This is a genomic window from Streptomyces sp. NPDC046881 (genome assembly GCF_040645015.1).
In the GTDB taxonomy this organism is placed as follows: domain Bacteria; phylum Actinomycetota; class Actinomycetes; order Streptomycetales; family Streptomycetaceae; genus Streptomyces.
In genome coordinates this window covers 199,310-219,620 of record NZ_JBEYXJ010000001.1, presented here as the reverse complement: position 1 = coordinate 219,620, position 20,311 = coordinate 199,310, and the positions used below count along the sequence as shown (strand labels likewise).

General features: G+C 74.6%; 10 protein-coding genes and 1 pseudogene. 4 read left to right on the top strand and 7 right to left on the bottom strand.

The features are described 5' to 3' along the window. Positions 1-24: 24 nt before the first annotated feature. From ABZ923_RS00970 to ABZ923_RS00960, 3 genes are all read right to left on the bottom strand, one after another. Complete coding sequence (locus tag ABZ923_RS00970; protein ID WP_361464990.1) at positions 25-576, bottom strand: sigma-70 family RNA polymerase sigma factor; 552 nt, start codon at positions 574-576, stop codon at positions 25-27. Beyond that, entirely contained in the window at positions 577-813 is a 237-nt protein-coding gene (locus tag ABZ923_RS00965; RefSeq protein ID WP_361464987.1) for a hypothetical protein, read from the bottom strand. Between the two features lie 272 nt (positions 814-1,085). Then, on the bottom strand, positions 1,086-1,280 hold the full coding sequence (locus ABZ923_RS00960; RefSeq protein ID WP_361464984.1) for a hypothetical protein: 195 nt from the start codon (positions 1,278-1,280) through the stop codon (positions 1,086-1,088). Here ABZ923_RS00960 and ABZ923_RS00955 point away from each other — a divergent pair. Then, positions 1,258-1,473 (top strand): annotated as a pseudogene (locus ABZ923_RS00955) (NADP-dependent oxidoreductase); the annotation flags it as partial. The gene ABZ923_RS00960 and the pseudogene ABZ923_RS00955 sit on opposite strands and share 23 nt — an antisense overlap. A gap of 159 nt (positions 1,474-1,632) precedes the next feature. Here the strand turns inward: ABZ923_RS00955 and sbnB are convergent. The 4 genes from sbnB to ABZ923_RS00935 form a co-directional block, all read right to left on the bottom strand. After that, positions 1,633-2,646, bottom strand: coding sequence for a 2,3-diaminopropionate biosynthesis protein SbnB (gene sbnB, locus ABZ923_RS00950; protein WP_361464982.1), 1,014 nt, complete (start codon positions 2,644-2,646; stop codon positions 1,633-1,635). After that, complete coding sequence (gene sbnA, locus ABZ923_RS00945; protein WP_361464979.1) at positions 2,640-3,659, bottom strand: 2,3-diaminopropionate biosynthesis protein SbnA; 1,020 nt, start codon at positions 3,657-3,659, stop codon at positions 2,640-2,642. Before sbnA ends, sbnB begins: the two co-directional genes overlap by 7 nt. Positions 3,660-3,814: 155 nt before the next feature. Next, positions 3,815-5,098, bottom strand: coding sequence for an MFS transporter (locus ABZ923_RS00940; protein ID WP_361464976.1), 1,284 nt, complete (start codon positions 5,096-5,098; stop codon positions 3,815-3,817). Positions 5,099-5,131: 33 nt separating this feature from the next. After that, a complete protein-coding gene (locus ABZ923_RS00935; protein ID WP_361464973.1) occupies positions 5,132-5,350 on the bottom strand; it encodes an MbtH family protein in 219 nt (72 codons plus the stop codon). A 191-nt stretch (positions 5,351-5,541) separates the two neighbouring features. Between ABZ923_RS00935 and ABZ923_RS00930 the strand changes: the two genes are divergently transcribed. The 3 genes from ABZ923_RS00930 to ABZ923_RS00920 are packed head-to-tail and all read left to right on the top strand — an operon-like array spanning position 5,542 to position 20,241. Then, positions 5,542-6,576, top strand: a complete 1,035-nt coding sequence (locus tag ABZ923_RS00930; protein WP_361464970.1) for a TauD/TfdA family dioxygenase — start codon at positions 5,542-5,544, stop codon at positions 6,574-6,576. After that, the gene (locus ABZ923_RS00925; protein ID WP_361464968.1) at positions 6,563-13,024 is read left to right on the top strand and encodes an amino acid adenylation domain-containing protein; all 6,462 of its coding nucleotides are present in this window, start codon (positions 6,563-6,565) and stop codon (positions 13,022-13,024) included. Before ABZ923_RS00930 ends, ABZ923_RS00925 begins: the two co-directional genes overlap by 14 nt. After that, a complete protein-coding gene (locus ABZ923_RS00920; RefSeq protein WP_361464965.1) occupies positions 13,021-20,241 on the top strand; it encodes an amino acid adenylation domain-containing protein in 7,221 nt (2,406 codons plus the stop codon). The genes ABZ923_RS00925 and ABZ923_RS00920 overlap by 4 nt, the downstream gene beginning before the upstream one ends. The last annotated feature ends 70 nt before the right edge of the window (positions 20,242-20,311 follow it).

Sequence of the window (20,311 nt, the reverse complement as noted above, 5' to 3'; positions counted from 1 at the left end):
CGGCTTGCTCCTGCTGGTGCTTCGTCACCGCTGCTCTCCTCCCTCGGTGTGGAGCAGTCCCTGCTGTCTCAGTGTGACCGCGAGCGGTTCCAGCTTCTTGCCGGCGTCGCTTCGGTGCTTCCGCACGGTTGATTCCTCGATCCGCAGCATGTCGGCGATCTCGGCATAGGACAGGCCGGCCAAATAGTAGAGCGCCATGACCTCGCACTGGCGAGTGGGAAGACTCGCGATGGCCGTGCAGACCTGGACGAAGCCTTCCTTCACATCCATGAGCTCGGCCAGCTCCGGGCCGCGCCCCGACTGCTCGAAGTCGTCGAGGGACGTCGTGTCCGAGTGGCGATCGCGCAGGTCGATCGCCTGGCGCAGCACCGTCTTGGCGAGCCAGGCACCCCAGTTGCGCACCGGGGCGGAGTCCGGGTCGCTCATGCGGAGCCAGCACCGGGTGAACGCTTCCTGCACGGCGTCGGAGGCCAAGGCGCGCTGGGCGCCGCACACCATGGACGCTCTGGCCAGCAGCCGCGGATACCACTCTCGGTACACCGCGTCGAACTCCTCCTCGGAGGCATGTCCAGGCATTTATTCCTGCTCATTGTCGGGAAGCCGCACGGCCCACGAGACACCGTCCTGGTCTGTGACCTCGACGGAACCCCCGCCGGAGGAAAGCTGATCCAGCACGACCCTCAGCGTTTCACGCCGGACCGCCTCCCGGACGCCATAGGCAAAGGCGCGTGCCGCGATGCCGGCCGCGGTACCGGCGCCGGTCGTCAGACACACCCACCCCCATACTGTGAGCACCTCGGTCTTCTCCTCCACCGTCGCGGTCGCGTCGGGAAGCTCCCGACATCTGTAAGAGGGAAGCGGCCCCGAAAACGCGTAGGCGGACGTACCGGGAAGACGATGAGTCAACCGATCGAGCGACTCTCCGCATGCCTATTCGAACGAAGGCGGTGCGATCAGTAGGCCGTCGCCGGACATGGCCTTCTCGGTGCCGCGGCGTAGCCACTCCGCTGTGCGGGTCGTCCCTCCCGCGACCGGCCGACCGACCCTGCGGGCACCGGGTCCCGGAACGACCGGGCGCCCGGGGCTCAGCCGCCTGCCGGCAGGCGGCGAAGGGCGTCCTCGGAGTCCCGGTCGTCGGGCAGGTAGGCGAGGAAGTGGTGACCGGGCTCGTCCACGGCGGCCAGCTTCACGTACCGCAGGCGCAGTTCACCCACGACCGGGTGCCGGAAACGGCGGACCGAGGGCTGGAACCCGGCTGTCGTGGAGAAGAGCCTCCGCATGGAGGGCTTCCTGGTCAGCAACTACCGGCAGGTACAGGAGGAGTTGTACGAGTTCGCGGTACCGCATCTGCAGAGCGGCCGGCTCGCGCTGGACGAGACGGTGGTCGACGGGTTCGAGCACATCGTGGACGCCTTCCTGGCCATGCTGCACGGCGGGAACACCGGCAAGACCGTCGTGCGAGACCGCCCCTGAAGAGCCCGTGCGGGTCCGCACGCCCCCGCCCGGTACACGCCGGAGCCCGGACCGACCGGGCCGCCCCCCGCGCGACCCGGTCGCGGCCGCCATGCACGGCCCTCCCACCGGTCCTCCGATGCCCGGACCGGTGCCGGCCCGTGGCCCCGCCCCCGCCGGTCAGCCGGCCGCCGCGCCGGCGGGGGCCGGCAGGAAGTCCGGCACCCGGGTGCCCAGGCCCAGGGCTTCGGCCCGGCGGCGGACGAGATCGGCGAGGGCGAGGTCGAGGGCGCCCAGGCCGAACGGGGAGAACACCGTGACGCGGTCCCGGGCGCGCCGGAAGGGCCTTCCCGAGTTCAGTACGGAACCGAGCGAGGCGGCGATGAAGTCCCGGTCGCCGCAGAGCCGTTCGGCCAGGTGCAGGGAGGTCGACTCACGGCACACGTGGTCCGCGTCGTCGACCACGTTGACGGCGGTCAGGATGCTCCCCGGTGTCAGGTCGCGCAGCGACACGTGCAGGACCAGGGTGCCGCGCCGGCAGGCGTCGGTGGTCAGGTGAGGGGCGGCGGCGGTGGTCGCCAGGCAGACCAGCCGGTGGGCGCACAGCGCCTCCTCGGCGCTGAACGCGACCTCGGTCTTCAGCTCGGGCCAGCGCTCCTGGCAGCGCGCGGCGAAGGCCTCCGCCCGGGCCTCGTCCAGGTCGAACACGGTGACCGCGGCGAGGTCGGGCAGGACGGCCCTGAGACAGGCGAGGATCTCGAAGCCGATCACGCCGCAGCCGATCAGGGAGACACCGGTCTCGGGGGCGGACGAGCCCAGCGTCACCGCCGCGAGGGCGGCGCTCGCCGCGGTACGCCGGGCCGAGATCACCGACCCCTCCAGCAGCGCCTCCGGCTGCCCGGTGGCTACGGAGTTGAGGATCACCGCGGCGGAGGCCCGCTCCAGGCCGTGCGCGGTGTTGCCGGGGAAGGACGCGATCCACTTGATGCCCGTCACCGGCTCGTCCTCGCCGAGGTAGGCGGGCAGCCCGATGATCCGGTTGCGCGGCTCGCCGGGAAAGCGGAGGAACACCGAGTGCGGCAGGGCCGTACGGCCTGCCTCGTGCAGCAGGTACGCGCGGCGCACCGCTGCGACGACCTCGGCCTCGGCGCCGTCGAGGACCCGGCGTACCTCCGCGGCTCCCAGGATCAGCATGATGCCCCCTTCATCGCCGGCTTCGGCTCCTTCCACAGGTGGGACACGTCGCCGAAGTGGCGGGCGACCCACTCGTCGTCGTAGATCGTGTCGAGGTAGCGCTCCCCGCGGTCGGGCAGCACGATCGCGCAGCGCGCGCCCGCCGGGATGCGGTCCGCCATCTGGTCGACCGCCGCCACCAGGGCCCCGGAGGAACCGCCCGCGAGGACGGCCTCCCGGGCGGCGAGCCGCCGGCAGCCCACCACGCAGTCGAGGTCCGTCACGTGGACGACCTCGTCGGCGAGCCCGTCGCGGTAGAGCGCCGGCCGAACCGCCGCGCCGTGGCCCGGGATCAGCCGGGGCACCGGGACGTCACCGAAGATGGCGCTCCCCCTCGCGTCCACCGCGACCACCGTCACCGGCAGCCGCAGGTCACGGACGTACTCCGCGCAGCCGCGCAGGGTGCCGCACGAACCCGTCGCGCAGAACAGGTAGTCGATGCCGCCCGGCACCGCCTCCAGGATCTCGCGCATCGTCCGCCGGTGCGCCCGGGGGTTGAGCGGGTTGGCGTACTGGTTGGGCCAGTAGGCGCCGGGGATCCGGGCGACCAGCGCGTTGATGCGGCGGATCCGGACGGGCAGGTACTCGCCGGTCGCCGGATCGCACGCGTCCACCACCTCGACCTCCGCGCCGAGGGCCCGCATGACGGCGATGTTCTGCCGGTTGGTGCGGGGGTCCGCCACGCAGATGAAGCGGAGCCCGTAGTAGGCGCAGATCTGGGCGAGACCGATGCCGAGATTGCCGGAACTGGACTCGACGACCACCGAGCGGCCGGGCACGAGGGTGCCGCGCCGGATCAGCTCGCGCAGCATCTCCAGGGCCGAGCGGTCCTTCATGCTGCCACCGGGGTTGAAGGCCTCCAGCTTGGCGTAGGTGGTGAAGTGCCGCCCCGGAGCCAGCTTGGCGAGTTCGACCAGCGGGGTGCCGCCGATCGTGCCGAGCACGCCGACGGGCCCGTCGTCAGGCTCCGGCATGGTGGCCTCGCCCCGTCGGATCGGGGCACGGCCCGAGCATGGTGCGGAACACGCTGGTTCCTCCTGTCTGCACTGGATCGAGGGGTGGTGCGGCGGCCGCCGCCCGGCCGGGTGCACCGGAGGCCTGGGCCGCGGCCGGACCGGGGCCCGGCGGGTCACCGCGCCGGCGGGCCGGGCGTGGCACGTACCGAGCGGGCGAGGGAGGCGGCGCCGGCGATCAGCACCATCCAGCCCGCCAGGGCCAGCGCGGCGGTGCGCGCGCCGGCCCGGTCGAGCAACAGGCCGCCGAGCAGCGAACCGACCGGCAGCGCCCCGTTGGACACGGTGCTCATCGCCGCGAGCACCCGGCCGCGCAACCGGTCCGGGGTGATGTCCAGTTGGTAGCTGCCGAGCGCCACGTTCCACAGCGGCCCGACGAACCACATCGCGGCGTAGGCGGCGGCGAGCGAGAAGGGGTCGCGGCTGAGGGCGATCACGGCCATCAACACCGCCCACGCCCAGTTCGCCCCGATCACCAGGGCGCCCAGTCCCAGCCGGCGGGCGAACCACGGCGCCGCCAGGGAGCCGAGGACGCCTCCGCCTCCCGCGACGCCCACCATCAGGCCCACCCCCGCCGAGGAGGCACCGACGTCGCCGGCCAGCACGATGGCGACCAGGAACAGTGCCCGGAACATCAGGTTGCTGCCGGCCACCAGCAGGGTGGTGGTGCGCAGGAAGGGCTGACGCCACAGCCACCGCAGCCCCTCGCGGATCTGCTCGCCCATGCCGCCGGCGCGCTCGGACCGCTCGGCCTCGAACTCCTTGCGGATGAAGAGCAGTCCGGTCAGCGACACCAGGTAGCTCAGCGCGTCGGCCAGGAACGGGACGGCCCGGCCGAGACCGAACAGCACACCGCCGAGCGGCGTCCCGAGCATCACGGCGGCCCGCCCCCGCGCCTCGTTGCGGGACAGGGCCAGCGAGAGCTGGCTGCGGGGCACGACGTTCGGGACGGCCGCGTGCGCGGCGAGCCCGTGGAACACCGTGAGCGCGCCCTCGGCGAAGCCCACGGCCAGCACCAGCGGCAGGCCCAGGACGTCGAGGGCGGAGGCGACCGCGATGGCCGCCGCGCCGAGCGCGCGCAGCGCGTCGCACCAGATCATCAACCGCCGGCGCGGCCAGCGGTCCACCAGGGCGCCGGCCGGCAGCGGGAGGAGCAACGCGGGCAGCAGCGCCACGAATCCGGCCAGCCCGGCGGCGAACGGCGAACCGGTGAGGGCCAGCACCAGCAGCGGGTAGGCGATGGTGGTGGCCGTCGACCCGAGCAGGGAGACCGCCGAGCCACCCCACAGCAGCAGGAAGTCGCGGTTGCGGTGCAGCGGCGGCACCGGATCGGCGGTGGCCGCGTCCGGCGGGTCCGGCGGCCGCGGGTCCGCCGGTGCCCTCGTGTCGGGGCTCGTCATCTGTCACACTCCCAGTCCGGCCCGGGCCGGACGCTAGCCGCGCGCCGCCTGCTCCATCTGCCGGCGCAGACTGAGCGGGCGCATGTCGGTCCAGACGGTGCCGATGTGGGCCAGGCACTCGGCCCGGGTGCCCTCGGTGCCCTCGGCGTGCCAGCCGAGCGGCAGCTCGCGGTCGGCGAGCCAGACGGAGTACTGCTCCTCGTCGTTGCGGACGACGCGGTACGTACGCTCGTCGGTGTCTTCCTCGGCCACGGCGGGCCCTCCCTCGGGTGAACTGCCGCGTCACGCACCTCACGTGACCGGTGGCGGCGCCGGAGAGCCTGCCGCAACCGCGTCCCCCGCCCCCAGAGAAGGAGGCGCAGTCACCGCGGCGCCGACGCTGCCGACGGGACTGCCGGTTGTTCTCTCGGAGCGGCGACGGCCCCGCGGCGACGCTGAGGCGCATGACTGCGAACCCCTCCCTCCGGACCGCGCCCGCCGGCCGCACCCAGGAGCGTGACGCGCGCCGCGCCCTCCCGCTGACGCTGTCGGCCGCGTCCCCCGGGACGCCCCTGTCCGCCTACCTGACGGACGCCCGCCCGTTCGTCCGCGCCCGGCTGCTCGAACACGGCGCGGTGCTGCTGCGCGGTTTCGACGTCGGCGGCGTGGACGGCTTCGAGGCCGCGGTGCGGGCGGTGTCCGGCGCGCCGCTGCCCTACGCGGAGCGGTCCTCGCCGCGCAGCACCATCAAGGGGCAGGTGTACACCTCGACCGACTATCCGCCGAACGAGGAGATCTTCCTCCACAACGAGAACTCCTACCAGGCGGACTGGCCGCTGACCCTGTTCTTCCACTGCGTGCAGCCGCCGGACACCCTGGGCGCCACGCCGCTCGCCGACACCCGCCGCGTCCACGAGGCGATCGACCCGTCCGTCCGGGAGGAGTTCGCCGCCCGGGGCTGGATGGTCGTGCGCAACTTCTCCGACGGCTTCGGCGTGCCGTGGCAGCAGGCCTTCAACACCGGCGACCGCGCCGAGGTCGAGGCGTACTGCGCCCGCAACGGCGTCCTGGCCGAGTGGACCGCGGACGGCCTGCGGACCCGCGCGCGCCGCCGGGCCGTACACCGCCACCCGGTGACCGGGGAGACGGTCTGGTTCAACCACCTCACCTTCTTCCACGTGACCACGCTGTCCGAGGAGGTGTGCGGCGCGCTGCGGGAGATGTACGACGACGCGGGACTGCCGACCAACACCTACTACGGCGACGGCCGGCCGATCCCGGACGAGGTCGTCGCACACCTGCGGTCCTGCTACCGCGCCGAGCAACGGCGCTTCGACTGGCAGCGCGGCGACGTGCTCCTCGTGGACAACATGCTGTCGGCGCACGCCCGCGAGCCGTTCACCGGGCCGCGCCGGATCGCCGTGGCGATGGCCGAGCCGTACTCGGCGGCCGTGCGGCAGTCCGCCCCGACCGCGGGGGTGACCGATGTCCGCCGGTGACAGCGGCCTGCCGCTCTCGTTCGCCCAGGAACAGCTGTGGTTCCTGGACCAGCTCCGCTCCGGCGCCTCCACCGAGTACCTGATGTGCGAGGCGTTCCGCATCCGCGGCCCGCTCGACACGCGGGCGCTGGAGGCGGCGTTCACCGAGATCTCGGCGCGGCACGAGGTGCTGCGCACCCGCTACGGCACCGCCGCGGGCGCCGGGGCGCAGATCGTCGACGAGCCCGGCCCTGTCCGGCTCACCCGGGCGGACCTGACCGGCACCGCGCCGGCGGACCGCGAGGCGCGGGTGCGCGAACTCCACGCGGCCGAGCTGCGCACACCGATCGACCTCCGCGAGCAGGCGCCCTGGCGGCTGACCCTGGTCCGGTTCGCCGAGGACGACGCCGCGCTGCTGGTGACGGTCCACCACATCGCCTTCGACGGATGGTCCTGGGGCGTCCTGGCCCGTGAACTGCACGAGCTGTACACCGCGTTCGCGGCGGGCCGGCCGTCGCCGCTCGCACCGGTGGCCGTGCAGTACGCGGACTTCGCACAGTGGCAGCGCGACACCTGGGCGGCCGCCCCCGCGCGGGCCGAGCAGCGGCGCGGCTACTGGCGGGAGCGGCTGGCGGGCCTGGAACCGCTGGAGCTGCCCGCCGACCGGCGGCGCCCGGCGCACTGGGACCCGGCCGGGGAGAGCGTCCCGTTCACGGTGCCGGCGGAGCTGGCCGAGCGGCTGGCGGTGCTCGGCCGGGACGCGGGCGCGACCCCGTTCATGGTCCACCTGGCCGCGTTCCAGCTGCTGCTCGCGCGCTGGTCCGGCCGTACCGACGTGGCGGTCGGCGTGTCGGTCTCGGACCGCACCGAGATGGAACTGGAGCCGCTGGTCGGCCTGTTCCTCAACACCGTGGTGCTGCGCACCGACCTGTCCGGCCGCCGCTCGTTCCTCGACCTGCTGGCGCGGGTCAGGGAGACCACCCTGGACGCCTACGAGCACCAGGACGTGCCGTTCGGCTGGGTGGTGGCCGACCTCGCGCCCGAACGGGACCCCTCCCGCAACCCGGTGTTCCAGGTCGGCTTCGCGCTGCACAACGCCGAACGCCGCCCGCTGCGCCTGCCCGGACTCGACGTCGCGAAGGTCGAACCGGCCACCGACCGCTCCGCCTTCGACCTGTCGCTGCACCTGTCCGAACGCACCGACGGCTCGCTCGCGGCCCGGCTCGTCTTCCCCACCGCGCTGTTCGACCGCGCGCGGATCGAACGGATGGCGGTGAGCCTGCTGCGGCTGCTCGCCGGCATCGCCGAGCACCCGGACACCCCCGCACACGAACTGGAGACCGTCCCCGACGCCGAACTGGCGGCCTTCGAGCGCTGGAACCGCACCGAGACGGAGCGCCCGCGGCGGTCGCTGGCCGAACTGTTCTTCGCCCAGGCCCTGGCCACCCCGGACGCGGTGGCCGTGGTGTCCGGCGCCCGGGAGACCGGCTACGCCGACCTCGCCGACCGGGTACGGCGCCTGGCCGGAGTCCTGCGCTCACGCGGCGTCGGCCCGGAGAGCGCGGTGGGTGTCGCGCTGCACCGCGGGACCGACCTGGTCGCCACCGTCCTCGCGGTGCTCACCGCGGGCGGGGTGTACGTGCCGCTCGCCCCGGAACACCCCGCGGAACGGCTGGCCCACCTGGTCGCCGATGCCGACGTGACCCTGCTGGTCACCGAACGCGCGCTGGCCGGGCGGCTGCCGGCCCACCCGAACACCCTCGTGCTCGACGCCGTCCGCTCGCCAGAGGAAGAGGAGGTCCCGCCCCTGGAACCGGCGGCTACGGCCGGGACGCAGGCCGCGTACGTGATGTACACCTCCGGTTCGACCGGCCGGCCCAAGGGGGTCGTCGTACCGGAGGCCGCGATCCGCAACCGCGTGCTCTGGTCGGTGGAACGCCTCGGGCTGGGCCCCGGCGACCGGGTCCTGCAGAAGACCACCATCGGTTTCGACGCCGCCCTGTGGGAGTTCCTCTCCCCGCTGGTGTGCGGGGCCGCGGTGGTGACCGGCCCCCGGGACGCCCACCGCGACCCGGCGGTGATGGTCCGTGCCGTGATCGACCACCGGGTCACCGTGCTGCAGGGCGTGCCCTCGATGCTGCGCCTGCTGCTGGAGGAGCCGGCCCTGGCCGAATGCGCCTCGCTGCGCCTGCTGTGCTCGGCGGGCGAGCCGCTGACCACCGAGCTGGCCGGCCGGCTGCGCCGCGCGCTCGGCGCCGAGGTGGTCAACACCTACGGCCCCACCGAGTGCGCCATCGACTCCACCGCCTGGCACTTCGACCCGGACGAGCCCGGCGACCTGGTGCCGATCGGCCTGCCGCTGCCCAACGCCCGCACCTACGTGGTGGACGCCGAGGGCCGGCAGGTGCCCGTCGGGGTGACCGGTGAGCTGCACGTCGGCGGCATCGGCCTCGCCCGCGGGTACGCCGGCCGGGGCGACCTCACCGCCGACCGGTTCGTCCCCGACCCGGACGCGACCGTGCCCGGCGCGCGCCGGTACCGCACCGGAGACCTGGTGCGGCGCCGCGCGGACGGCGCGCTGGAGTACGTCGGACGCGTCGACGACCAGGTCAAGATCGGCGGGGTGCGGGTCGAGCCCGGCGAGATCGAGGTCCTGCTCGCGGCGCACCCGTCGGTCGCCGCCGCCGTCGTCGCCGTGCACCGGTCCGACACCGGCGACGCGCGGCTGACCGCCTACGCGGTGCCCGTCGCGGGGGAGCGGCTCGATCCGGAGGCGCTGCGCGGCCACCTGGCCGCCGCGCTGCCGGAGGCGATGCTGCCGGCCGCCTTCGTCGAACTCGCCGAGCTGCCGCTCACCCCGAACGGGAAGGTGGACCGCCGCCGGCTGCCGGCCGCCACCGAACCGGACCAGCCCGCCGCCGGGGCCGGGCAGGCCCCGCGCACCGCCGCGGAGGAGGCTGTCGCCGAGCTGATGGCCGAGGTCCTCGGCGTCGAACGGGTCGGCGCACAGGACGACTTCTTCCTGCTGGGCGGCCACTCGCTGCTCGCCATCAAGCTCGTGCTGCGGCTGCGGCGCGCCTTCGGTGCCGAACTGACGGTCGGCGAGCTGTTCCAGGCCCGTACGGTGGCCGCGCTGGCCGCCCGGGTCACGCAGGCCGGCGCCGGCCCGGAACCCGCCGCGGACACCGGTCCGGACGCCGTACGGCCGGCGGGCCGGGACCGACCGCTGCCGCTCTCCTTCGGCCAGCAGCGGATGTGGTTCCTCGACCAGCTGGAGCCCGGGACGCACGAGTACGTCGTCCCGCTGGCGCTGCGGCTGACCGGACCGCTCGACACCGTGGCGCTGCGCCACGCGCTGGACGCGCTGTCCGAACGGCACGAGGTACTGCGGACCAGGTACCGCTCCGAGGGCGGCGAGCCCGTCCAGGTCGTCGACCCCGCCGGACCGGTGGACTTCACCCTGACCGACCTGACGGACGCGCCCGACGCCGATCGCCGGGCCCGGACCCTGGTCGACGAGCTGGCCCGCCGGCCGTTCGACCTCGCACACGGGCACCCGCTGCGGGCCACCCTGATCCGCACCGCCCCGCAGGAGCACCTCCTCGTCCTGACCCTGCACCACATCGCCTTCGACGCCTGGTCGACCAACGTCTACCTGCGCGACCTGGACCTCTCCTACCGGGCCTTCGCCGCGGGCGAACCGTCGCCGCACGCCCCGCAGCCGGTCCAGTACGCCGACTTCGCGGTGTGGCAGCGCGAGCAGCAGCGGGCCGGCCGGCTGGACCACCAGCTCGCCTACTGGCGCGACCGCCTGGACGGCCTCACCCCCGTCGAGCTGCCCACCGACCGGGTCCGCTCGGCGGTCCGCGACGCCCGCGGCGACAACGTCGTCGTCGAGGTGGCGCCGGAGGTGGCCCGGGCCGTCGCCGAACTGGCCGGCCGGCACGGCGCGACCCCGTTCATGGTGATGCTCGCCGCCTTCCAGGTGTTGCTGCGGCGCTGGACCGGCCGCGACGACCTCGCGGTGGGGACCCCGGTCGCCGGCCGGACCCGCCAGGAGACCGAGGACCTGGTCGGGTTCTTCACCAACAACCTGGTGATCCGCAGCGACCTCGGCGGCGACCCGGTCTTCACCGAGCTGCTGGAGCAGGTCCGCGGCACGGTGCTCGACTCCTTCGCCCACCAGGACGTGCCGTTCGAGCACCTGGTCGACGCACTGCAGCCGGAGCGGGACCTCTCCCGCAACCCGCTGTTCCAGATCATGTTCGAGCACCAGCACCTGGCGGGCGTCCCCGACCGGCTCGGCACGGTCGCCGTGGAGCCGGTCCGCGCCGGACTGGAGACCGCCAAGTTCGACCTCACCGTGACCGTCAAGGAGCGCGGCGGGCGCATGTACTGCTGGTTCGAGTACGCGACCGCGCTCTTCGACCGGGAGACCGTCGAGCGGATGGCGGGTCACTACCTGACCCTCATCGGCAGCGTCACGGCCGCCCCCGGCGCGCGGATCGGCGACCTCGGCATGCTCACCGAGGACGAGCGGCAGCGCGCCCTCACCGCTTGGGCCGACCCGGAGTCCGAGCGGGCCCGCGTGCTCGACCCGGCCGGAGAACGCGACCTGTGCGTACCGGAGCTGTTCGCCCGGCAGGTCCGGCGGGCCCCGGACGCGATCGCCGTGGTCTTCGGCGACCAGCAGGTCAGCTACGCCGAACTCGACGCGCGGTCCGACCGGTTCGCCGCCCGGCTGCGTTCCCTCGGGGTCACCACCGAGACGGTCGTCGGCTCCTGCCTGGAACGCGGTGTCGAGGCGGTGGTCGTGCTGCTCGCCGTGCTGAAGGCCGGCGGCGTGTACGTGCCGTTCGACCCCCGGCACCCCGTCGAGCGGCTGGAGCTGATGCTCGCCGACGCCGGCCCGGAACTCGTGGTCACCGCCCGCGCGTTCGCCGGCCGGCTGACCGGCGCCCACCGGGTGGTCCTGGCCGACGCCGACGCCGACGCCGACGCCCAGCACGGAGCGGACACCGCATCCGCCGGCCCGGTGCCCGACGCGACCCGGCCCGGGAACCTGGCCTACGTCATCTACACCTCCGGCTCGACCGGCCGTCCCAAGGGCGTGATGATCGAGCACCGCGCGTACGCCCACCACTGCCGGGTGATCGCCGACGCGTACGGGATCGCCCCCGGCGAACGGGTGGCACTGCTGTCCGCGCTCACCTTCGACGTGGCGATGGACCAGATCGCGGCGACCCTGGTGGCCGGTGCCACCGTCGTCGTCGCCGACCCGGTGTTCTGGACCCCGGACGAGCTGCCCGCCCGGCTCGCCGAGCACGGCGTCACCGTCCTGGAGATCACCCCGTCCTACTACCGGGCCGTCCTGGAGTCGCCCGACCTGCCCCTGCTGCACTCGCTGAAGCTGATGAACGTCGGCAGCGACGTGGTCACCGGCCTGGACGCGCGGCGCTGGGCCGAAACCGGCCTGCCCGCCCGCTTCCTGTGCAACTACGGGCCGACCGAGGCCACCGTCACTTGCCTGCTGCACCCCGTCCCCGAGGCCCCCGCCGAGGGCGACGCGGCCGGCGCCCTCCCGCTGGGCCGGCCCGTCCCCGGCACCCGGGCCTACATCCTGGACGCGGACCTGCGGCCCGTCCCGGTCGGAGTGCCCGGCGAGCTGTACCTCGGCGGCGTCCGGCTGGCCCGCGGCTACCACCGGCGGCCGGACCTCACCGCGGACCGGTTCGTCCCCGACCCCTTCGCCACCGAACCCGGCCGGCGCCTCTACCGCACCGGCGACCTCACCCGCCACCGGCCCGACGGCACCATCGAGTTCCTCGGCCGCATCGACCACCAGGTCAAGGTCCGCGGTCTGCGCATCGAACTCGGCGAGATAGAGGCGGCGCTCGCCCGGCACCCCGCCCTCCAGGAGGCGGTCGTCACCGCCCCGCGGACGGCCCCGGGCGAACGTCGGCTCGCCGCCTACCTGGTGGCCCGTCCCGGCAGCCCGATGCCCGACGTGGCCGAGCTGCGCGCACACCTGGGCGCCCTGCTGCCCGAGTACATGATCCCCTCGGTGTGGGTGCCGCTCGACGCGTTCCCGCTGACGGCCAGCAAGAAGATCGACCGCAAGGCCCTGCCGGACGCCTCGGCCGCCCTGGCCGGCGCCGCCCGCGAGCACCTCGCCCCGCGCGACCCCGCCGAGGAGGCCGTCGCCGCGATCTGGTCCGAGGTCCTGGGCCTGGAGCGGATCGGCGTCCACGACGACTTCTTCGCCCTCGGCGGCCACTCGCTGCTGGCCACCCGGGTGCTGGCCCGGCTCCGCGAGACGTTCGCCGTCGAGCTGCCGCTGCGCCTGCTGTTCGAGGCCACCACCGTGGCCCGGCTCTCCGAGGCGGTGTCCGAGGCCGTGGAGGCCGACGTCGCCGCGCTCACCGACCAGGAAGTGGCGGGCCTGCTCGCCGAGGAAGGCCTGCGATGACCGACACCAGGGACCGCGCCCACCTGAGGCAGGAACTGCTCCGCCGGCGCCTCGCCGGGCGGGCCGCCCCCGCCCCGGCGGAGGGCATCGCCCGCGCACCGCGCGGCGGCCCGCTCCCGCTCTCCTTCGCCCAGCGCCGCCTGTGGATCCTCGACCGGCTCCAGCCCGGCGGCACCGAGTACCTGATGACCGTGGCGCTCAGGCTGCGCGGCCCCCTCGACCGGGCCGCGCTGCGCACCGCGCTGGACGGGCTCCTGCACCGGCACGAGGTGCTGCGGACCCGCTACCCGGTCGTCGACGGCGAACCCGTGCAGATCGTCGACGAACCGGGGAGCGTCCCCCTCGACGAGGAGGACCTCGGCGCACTCGACCGGGCGGCCGCGGACGCCCGGATCGCCGCCCTGGCCACCGGCGCGCGCCGGCCCGTCGACCTCGCCGAGGGCCCGGTGTTCTCCGCCGTACTGGCCCGGCTGGCACCGCACGAGCACGCCCTCCTGCTCACCGTCCACCACATCGCCTGCGACGGGCACTCCGAGGACATCCTGGTCCGCGAACTCGCCGGACACTACGCGGACGCGGTCGCCGGGCGGCCGGCCCGCTCGCCGCAACCGCCGGTGCAGTACGCCGACTTCGCACTCTGGCAGCGCGAACGGCTCTCCGGCGCGGCGCTGCGCCGCCCGCTGGAGCACTGGCGTGAACGGCTGGCCGGGCTGCCGCCCCTGGAACTGCCCACCGACCGGCCCCGCCCCGCCGTACGCGACTCGGCGGGCGGGCTGGCGCCGCTCGCCGTGCCGGCCGGCACCGCCCGGCGGCTGACGGCGCTCGCCCGGGAACACGGCGCCACCCCCTTCATGGCCCTGCTCGCCGCGCACGCCGTCCTGCTCGGCCGCTGGAGCGGCCGGCGCGATGTCGCCGTGGGCTTCCCGGTGGCCGGGCGCGACCGCGCACAGCTCGAGGACGTGGTCGGCCTCTTCCTCAACACGCTGGTGCTGCGGGTCGACCTGTCCGGGGCGCCGTCGTTCGCGCACCTGCTGCGCCAGGTCCGCGAACGCGCCCTCGACGCCTACGCCCACCAGGAGATCCCCTTCGAACAGCTGGTCGAGGAGCTGGCACCGGAGCGGGACCCGTCCCGCACGCCGCTGTTCTCCTCCATGCTGCTGTGGCAGGACGCGGCCGGCTCGCCGACGCCGGCGGCGATGGGCCCCCTGACGGCCGAGCGGCTGCCGGTCGGCGAGAGCAGCGCCAAGTTCGACCTCACCGTGGGCCTCGCCGAACAGCAGGACGGCTCGCTGTCCGGCGGCGTCAACTACGCGTCGGCACTGTTCGACCCGGCGACGGCGGAGCGGTTCGCCGCCCAGTTCGCCCGCCTGCTGGAGAGCGCGGTCGCTTCGCCCGGCACCCCCGTGGACGAACTGGAGATCCTGCCCGCGGCGGAGCGCGACCGCCAGCTCGTCGACTGGAACGCGACCGGCCGGCCCTATCCGGACGACACCCTCCCGCTGCTGTTCGAGAACCAGGCCGCCCGCACCCCCGACGCCGACGCGGTGCGCTTCGACGGCGCCGCCCTCAGCTACCGGGACCTCAACGAGCGGGCCGACCTGCTCGCCCACCACCTGCGCAACCTCGGCGTCGGACCCGAGTCCGTGGTCGGTGTCTGCCTGCACCGCAGCACCGACCTCGTGGTGGCGCTGCTGGCGGTGCTCAAGGCCGGCGGCGCCTACCTGCCGCTCGACCCGAACTACCCGGCCGACCGGCTCGCCTTCATGCTGGAGGACTCCGGCGCCCGGGCCGTGATCACCGACCCCGGACTCGCCCCCCTGGTCCGCGACCGGGCGCCGTACCTCGTCGACATCACCGGCGACCTGCCGCGCGGCAGTGCCCACGCCACCCCGGTCCTCGCGGCGGCCCCCGGGCACCCGGCCTACCTGATCTACACGTCGGGCTCCACCGGCCGCCCCAAGGGCGTGCTCGTCGAGCACCGGGCCATCGTCAACCGGCTGCACTGGATGCAGGAGGCCTACCGGCTCGACGCCGACGACCGGGTGCTGCAGAAGACGCCCTACAGCTTCGACGTCTCGGTGTGGGAGTTCTTCTGGCCGCTGATCACCGGCGCGACGCTGGTGCTCGCCCGCCCCGGCGGCCACCGCGACCCGGCCTACCTGGCCGGGCTGATCGACACCGAGGCGGTCACCACCGTCCACTTCGTCCCGTCGATGCTGCGGGCCTTCCTCGCCGAGCCCCTGCCGCCCCTGCCCTCGCTGCGCCGCATGGTGTGCAGCGGCGAGGCGCTCCCCGCCGACCTGGTCACCGCCGTGCACGAACGGATCGGGTGCGAGCTGCACAACCTGTACGGGCCGACCGAGGCCGCGGTGGACGTCACCGCGACCCGGTGCGAGCCGGGCCTGCCCGTCACCATCGGCCGCCCGATCGCCAACACCCGCGCCTACATCCTGGACGCCGCCCTGCGGCCGGTGCCGATCGGGGTGCCGGGCGAACTCCTGCTCGGCGGCGTCCAGCTCGCCCGCGGCTACCTGAACCGCCCGGCGCTCACCGCCGACCGCTTCGTGCCCGACCCCTTCGCCACCGAACCCGGCGGCCGGCTGTACCGCACCGGCGACCTGGCCCGGTACCGCGCGGACGGCGCGATCGAGTACCTCGGCCGGCTCGACCACCAGGTGAAGATCCGCGGTCAGCGCGTCGAACTCGGTGAGATCGAGGCCGTACTGGCCGAGGTCCCCGGCGTCGCGGCCGCGGCCGTCGCCGTGCACGACGAGCAGCTCGTGGGATACCTGGTGCCGCCCTCGGCCGACGTCGAGGCGGCCCGCGCACACCTGCGCGGGCGGCTGCCGGAACACATGCGGCCCGCGCACTGGACCCTGCTGGAGACGCTGCCCCTGACACCCAGCGGCAAGACCGACCGCACGGCGCTGCCCGCACCCGACCGGACGCGCCCCGAGCTGGTGGGCGCGTTCACCGCCCCGAGCACGGAGATCGAGCGGACCCTCGCGGACGCCTTCGCCACCGCCCTCGGCGTCGACAAGGTCGGGGTGCACGACGGCTTCTTCCAGCTCGGCGGGGACTCCATGCGCGCCATCCGGGCCGTCGGAGCACTGCGCGAACAGGGGCTGGCCCTCACCGTGCAGGACGTCTTCGCCCGGCAGACCGTCGCCGAGCTGGCCCCGGTCGCGGCCGCCCGGCCCGCGGCCGAGCCGCAGGAGACCAGCCTCGTCGGCCGCTTCGAACTGCTGGCCCCGGCCGACCGGAACCGGCTCCCGGAGGGGCTGGTCGACGCCTATCCCATGGGCCAGGTCCAGGTGGGCATGGTCTACGAGATGCTCGCCGACCCCGAGCGCAACACCTACCAGAACGTCAGTACCTTCCAGATCCTGGACGACGGCCCGTTCTCCGCCGAGGCGTTCACCGGCGCCGTACGCCTGCTCATCGAGCGGCACGAGATCCTGCGCACCTCCTTCGACCTCACCGGGTACTCCGAACCGCTCCAGCTCGTGCACGCCCCGGACGGCCTGGAGGTGGAGATCGGCGTCACCGACCTGCGCGGCCTGCCGTCCGCAGAACAGCGGGCACGGGTGCGGGACTTCCGCGCCGCGGCCCAGCGCACCCCGTTCGACATCGGCCGGGCACCGCTGCTGCGCTACCACGCCCACCTGACCGGCGACCGGGAGTGGCTGCTCACACACGTCGAATGCCACGCCATCCTGGACGGCTGGAGCCACCACTCGGTCATCGGCGAGCTGCGGGCCGCCTACCGCGAGCTGTCCCACGGCACCACGACCCCCTCCGCGGCCCCGCCACGGGTCCGCTACGCCGACTTCGTCCGGCTGGAGAAGCAGGCCCTGGCCTCGTCGGCGGACCGCGCGTTCTGGCGGGAGCGGATCACCGGCCACGAACGGCTCCGGCTGCCCGCCGACAGCGCTCCCGCCGAGGCCGACTCGCCGGCCCCCGAGGTGCGGCTGCCCTGGAGAGAGCTGGAACCCCGGCTGCGACGGCTCGCCGCCGAGACCCAGACCTCGCTCAAGAGCGTCCTGTACACCGCCCACCTGAAGGTCCTCGGCCTGATCAGCGGCCAGCACCGGTTCCTCGCCGGCGCCGTCACCAACGGCCGGCCCGAACTGCCCGGCGGCGACCGGGTGCGCGGCATGTACCTCAACACGGTGCCGTTCGCCGTCGACCTGCGGGCGCCGAGCTGGCGCGCACTGGTGCGCTCGGTGTTCGCCGAGGAACTGGCCCTGTGGCCGCACCGGCGCTACCCGCTGCCCGCCATGCAGCGCGCATGGGGCGGCGGCGCACCCCTCGTCGAGGTGGTCTTCGCCTACCTGGACTTCCACGTCCTCGACGAGCAGCGCACGGACATCGGCACGATCGACGACCACAGCCCCAACGAGTTCACCTTCGACGTGTGGACCTTCCCCGGCGAGCTGCGCATGACCTGCCGGCCCGGCTGGGCCGGCAAGGAGCGGCTGGCGGCCATCGGCGAGGCCTTCCTGGGCGTCCTCACCGCCATGGCCGACGACGCCGACGCGGACCCGCGCCGGTTCCGCGCCCCCGGCTTGGAGCAGACGGGCGGGATGCCGGCCGACACCCGGCCGCTGCCCGAGGTCTGCGTGCCCGAGCTGATCGCCGCCCGCGCCCACCCCGACGCGACCGCGGTGGAGGACGGGCGACGGCGGTTCACCTACCGCGAACTGGACGCCCGCGCCAACCAGCTGGCCCACCTGCTGCGCGGGCTCGGCATCGGCCCCGAGCAGCCGGTCGGGCTCTGCCTGGACCGCGGTGCCGAGGCCGTGGTGGCCATGCTCGCCGTGCTCAAGGCCGGCGGGTACTACGTCCCGCTCGACCCCGGCTACCCGGACGCCCGCATCGGCTACGTCCTGGACGACGTCCGCGCCCGCGTGGTCCTGTGCCGCCCGCAGGACACCAGCCGCCTGGCCCGGTTCGACGGTGTCCGCGGCGTGCCCCTGGACGCCGGGTGGGCCGTCCTCGACGGGCTGCCCGAGACCCCCGTCGAGGCGGGGACGGCCCCCGACAACCTGGCGTACGTCACCTACACCTCGGGCTCCACCGGCCGGCCCAAAGGCGTGCAGGTCACGCACCGGGGGATCGTCCGGCTGGTGCACGACGCGAACTACGCCGACCTCGGCCCGGACCAGGTGCTGCTGCTGCATGCGCCGCTCGCCTTCGACGCGTCCACGCTGGAGGTGTGGGGTGCGTTGACCAACGGCGCCCGGCTCGCCGTCTGCCCGCCCGGGGCGACCACGGCCGACGAACTGGCCGAGGTGGTCCGCCGGCACGGCGTGACGCTGCTCTGGCTCACCGCCGGCCTGTTCCAGCACATGGTGGAGACCCGCCCGGAGCTGCTGGCCGAGGTACGGCAGGTGCTCGCCGGCGGCGACGCGCTCTCGCCCTCGCACGTGCGCACCGCCCTGGCGCACGGCGTGGCGCTGACCAACGGCTACGGCCCCACCGAGTGCACCACCTTCAGCACCGCGCTGCGCGGGGTGACCGAGGCCGACGCCGACCGCGGCGTGCCGATCGGCACGCCGATCACCGACACCCGGGTGCTGGTGGTCGACGAGGACCTCGAACCGGTGCCGATCGGGGTGGCCGGCGAACTCCTGGTCGGCGGCCCCGGACTCGCCCGCGGCTACCTGGGCCGCCCCGACCTGACCGCGGACCGCTTCGTACCGGACCCCTCCGGGACCGTCCCCGGGGCCCGCCTGTACCGCACCGGGGACATCACCCGCCGCGACGCCGACGGGACCCTGTCCTTCCTCGGCCGGCGCGACGGCCAGGTGAAGATCCGCGGCCACCGGGTCGAGCCGGCCGAGGTCGAGGCCGCGCTCGGCGACCTCCCCTCCGTCCGGGCGGCGGCGGCCGCCGTACACCCGGGACCGGACGGTCACAAGCGGCTGGCCGGCTACGTCGTGCTCGAACCCGGGCACGGCCCGCTGGACGTCGCGGCGCTGCGCGAGCAGCTCCGGCGGCGGGTGCCCGACTACCTGGTGCCCGGCGCCTGGGTGGAGCTGGCCGCCCTCCCGCTCACCGCCAACGGGAAGATCGACCGGGCCGCGCTGCCCGAGCCCGCCGGGCCCGCCACGACGTCGACCCACACCGCCCCGCGCACACCGGCCGAGCGGGCCGTGGCCGAGGTCTGGGGCGAGGTGCTCGGGGTGGAGAGGGTCGGTGCGGACGACGACTTCCACGTCCTCGGCGGGCACTCCCTGGCCATCCTCCGGATCATCGCCCTGCTGCGCGAGCGGCACGGCATCGGGCTGACCGTCCGTTCGTTCCTGGAGCGCCCCACCGTGGCCGGGCTCGCCGCGGCCGCCGAGGCCGGCGCACCGGAGGCCCGGTCACTGGTGTGGCTGCGGCGCGAGGGCACCCGGCCGCCGCTGTTCTGCGTGCACCCCGGGGGCGGCAGCGCCCACTGGTACCGCCCGCTGGTGCCGTACCTCGACCCCGACCAGCCGGTCGCGGCCTTCGCCTGGCCCGGGCTGCAGGCCGAGCACGGGCCCGTGCCCTCGACGGAGCAGATGGCGGAGCGCTACCTGGCCGAGCTGCGGGCCGAGGCACCGCACGGCCCGTACCGGCTGTTCGGCTGGTGCGGCGGCAGCGGCATCGCGAGCGAGCTGGCGCACCGGCTCACCGCCGAGGGGGAGGAGGTCACCTTCGTCCTGCTCGATCCGGGGCTCGACAACCACGAGCGGGTCGAGCTGTGGCGCGAGTACGGGCTGATCGAGAGCTGCGTGGCCAAGCTGACGGAGCTGGCCGCGGCGCCGCACGGGCAGGACACCTCGCAGCTGCGGGCGGAGACCCTGGCGCTGCTCGAACACCTGGTGGACGACGTCGACCCGGAGGTGGGGATCACGCTGCCGGAGCACGGCGCCGGCGACGTCTGGCTGCCCTCCGCGAAGATGTGGCGGGAGGTCATGGAGATGTGTCTGACCTACCGGCACCGCCCGTACCCGGGCCGGCTGCACCTGATCGCCAGCGACGAACTGGCCGACGGCGAGCACGAGGTGGCCTCCGGGCAGTCGTTCCCCGACTACCTCGCCCGTTGGCGCGAGCTGACCGGGGACGTGACGCTGCACCGGATCACCGGTGACCACTTCGGCGTCCTGAAGCCACCGCACCTCGGCCGGCTCGCCGAGGCCCTCACCGGAATCCTCGACGGCGCCGGCGCGGAGGGCGCCGGCTGACACGGGCGGGCGGGACGGCCGGGAGGGCGGGGGCGCAGGGAGCCCCCCGCCCTCCCGTCGTCGTGGGTAG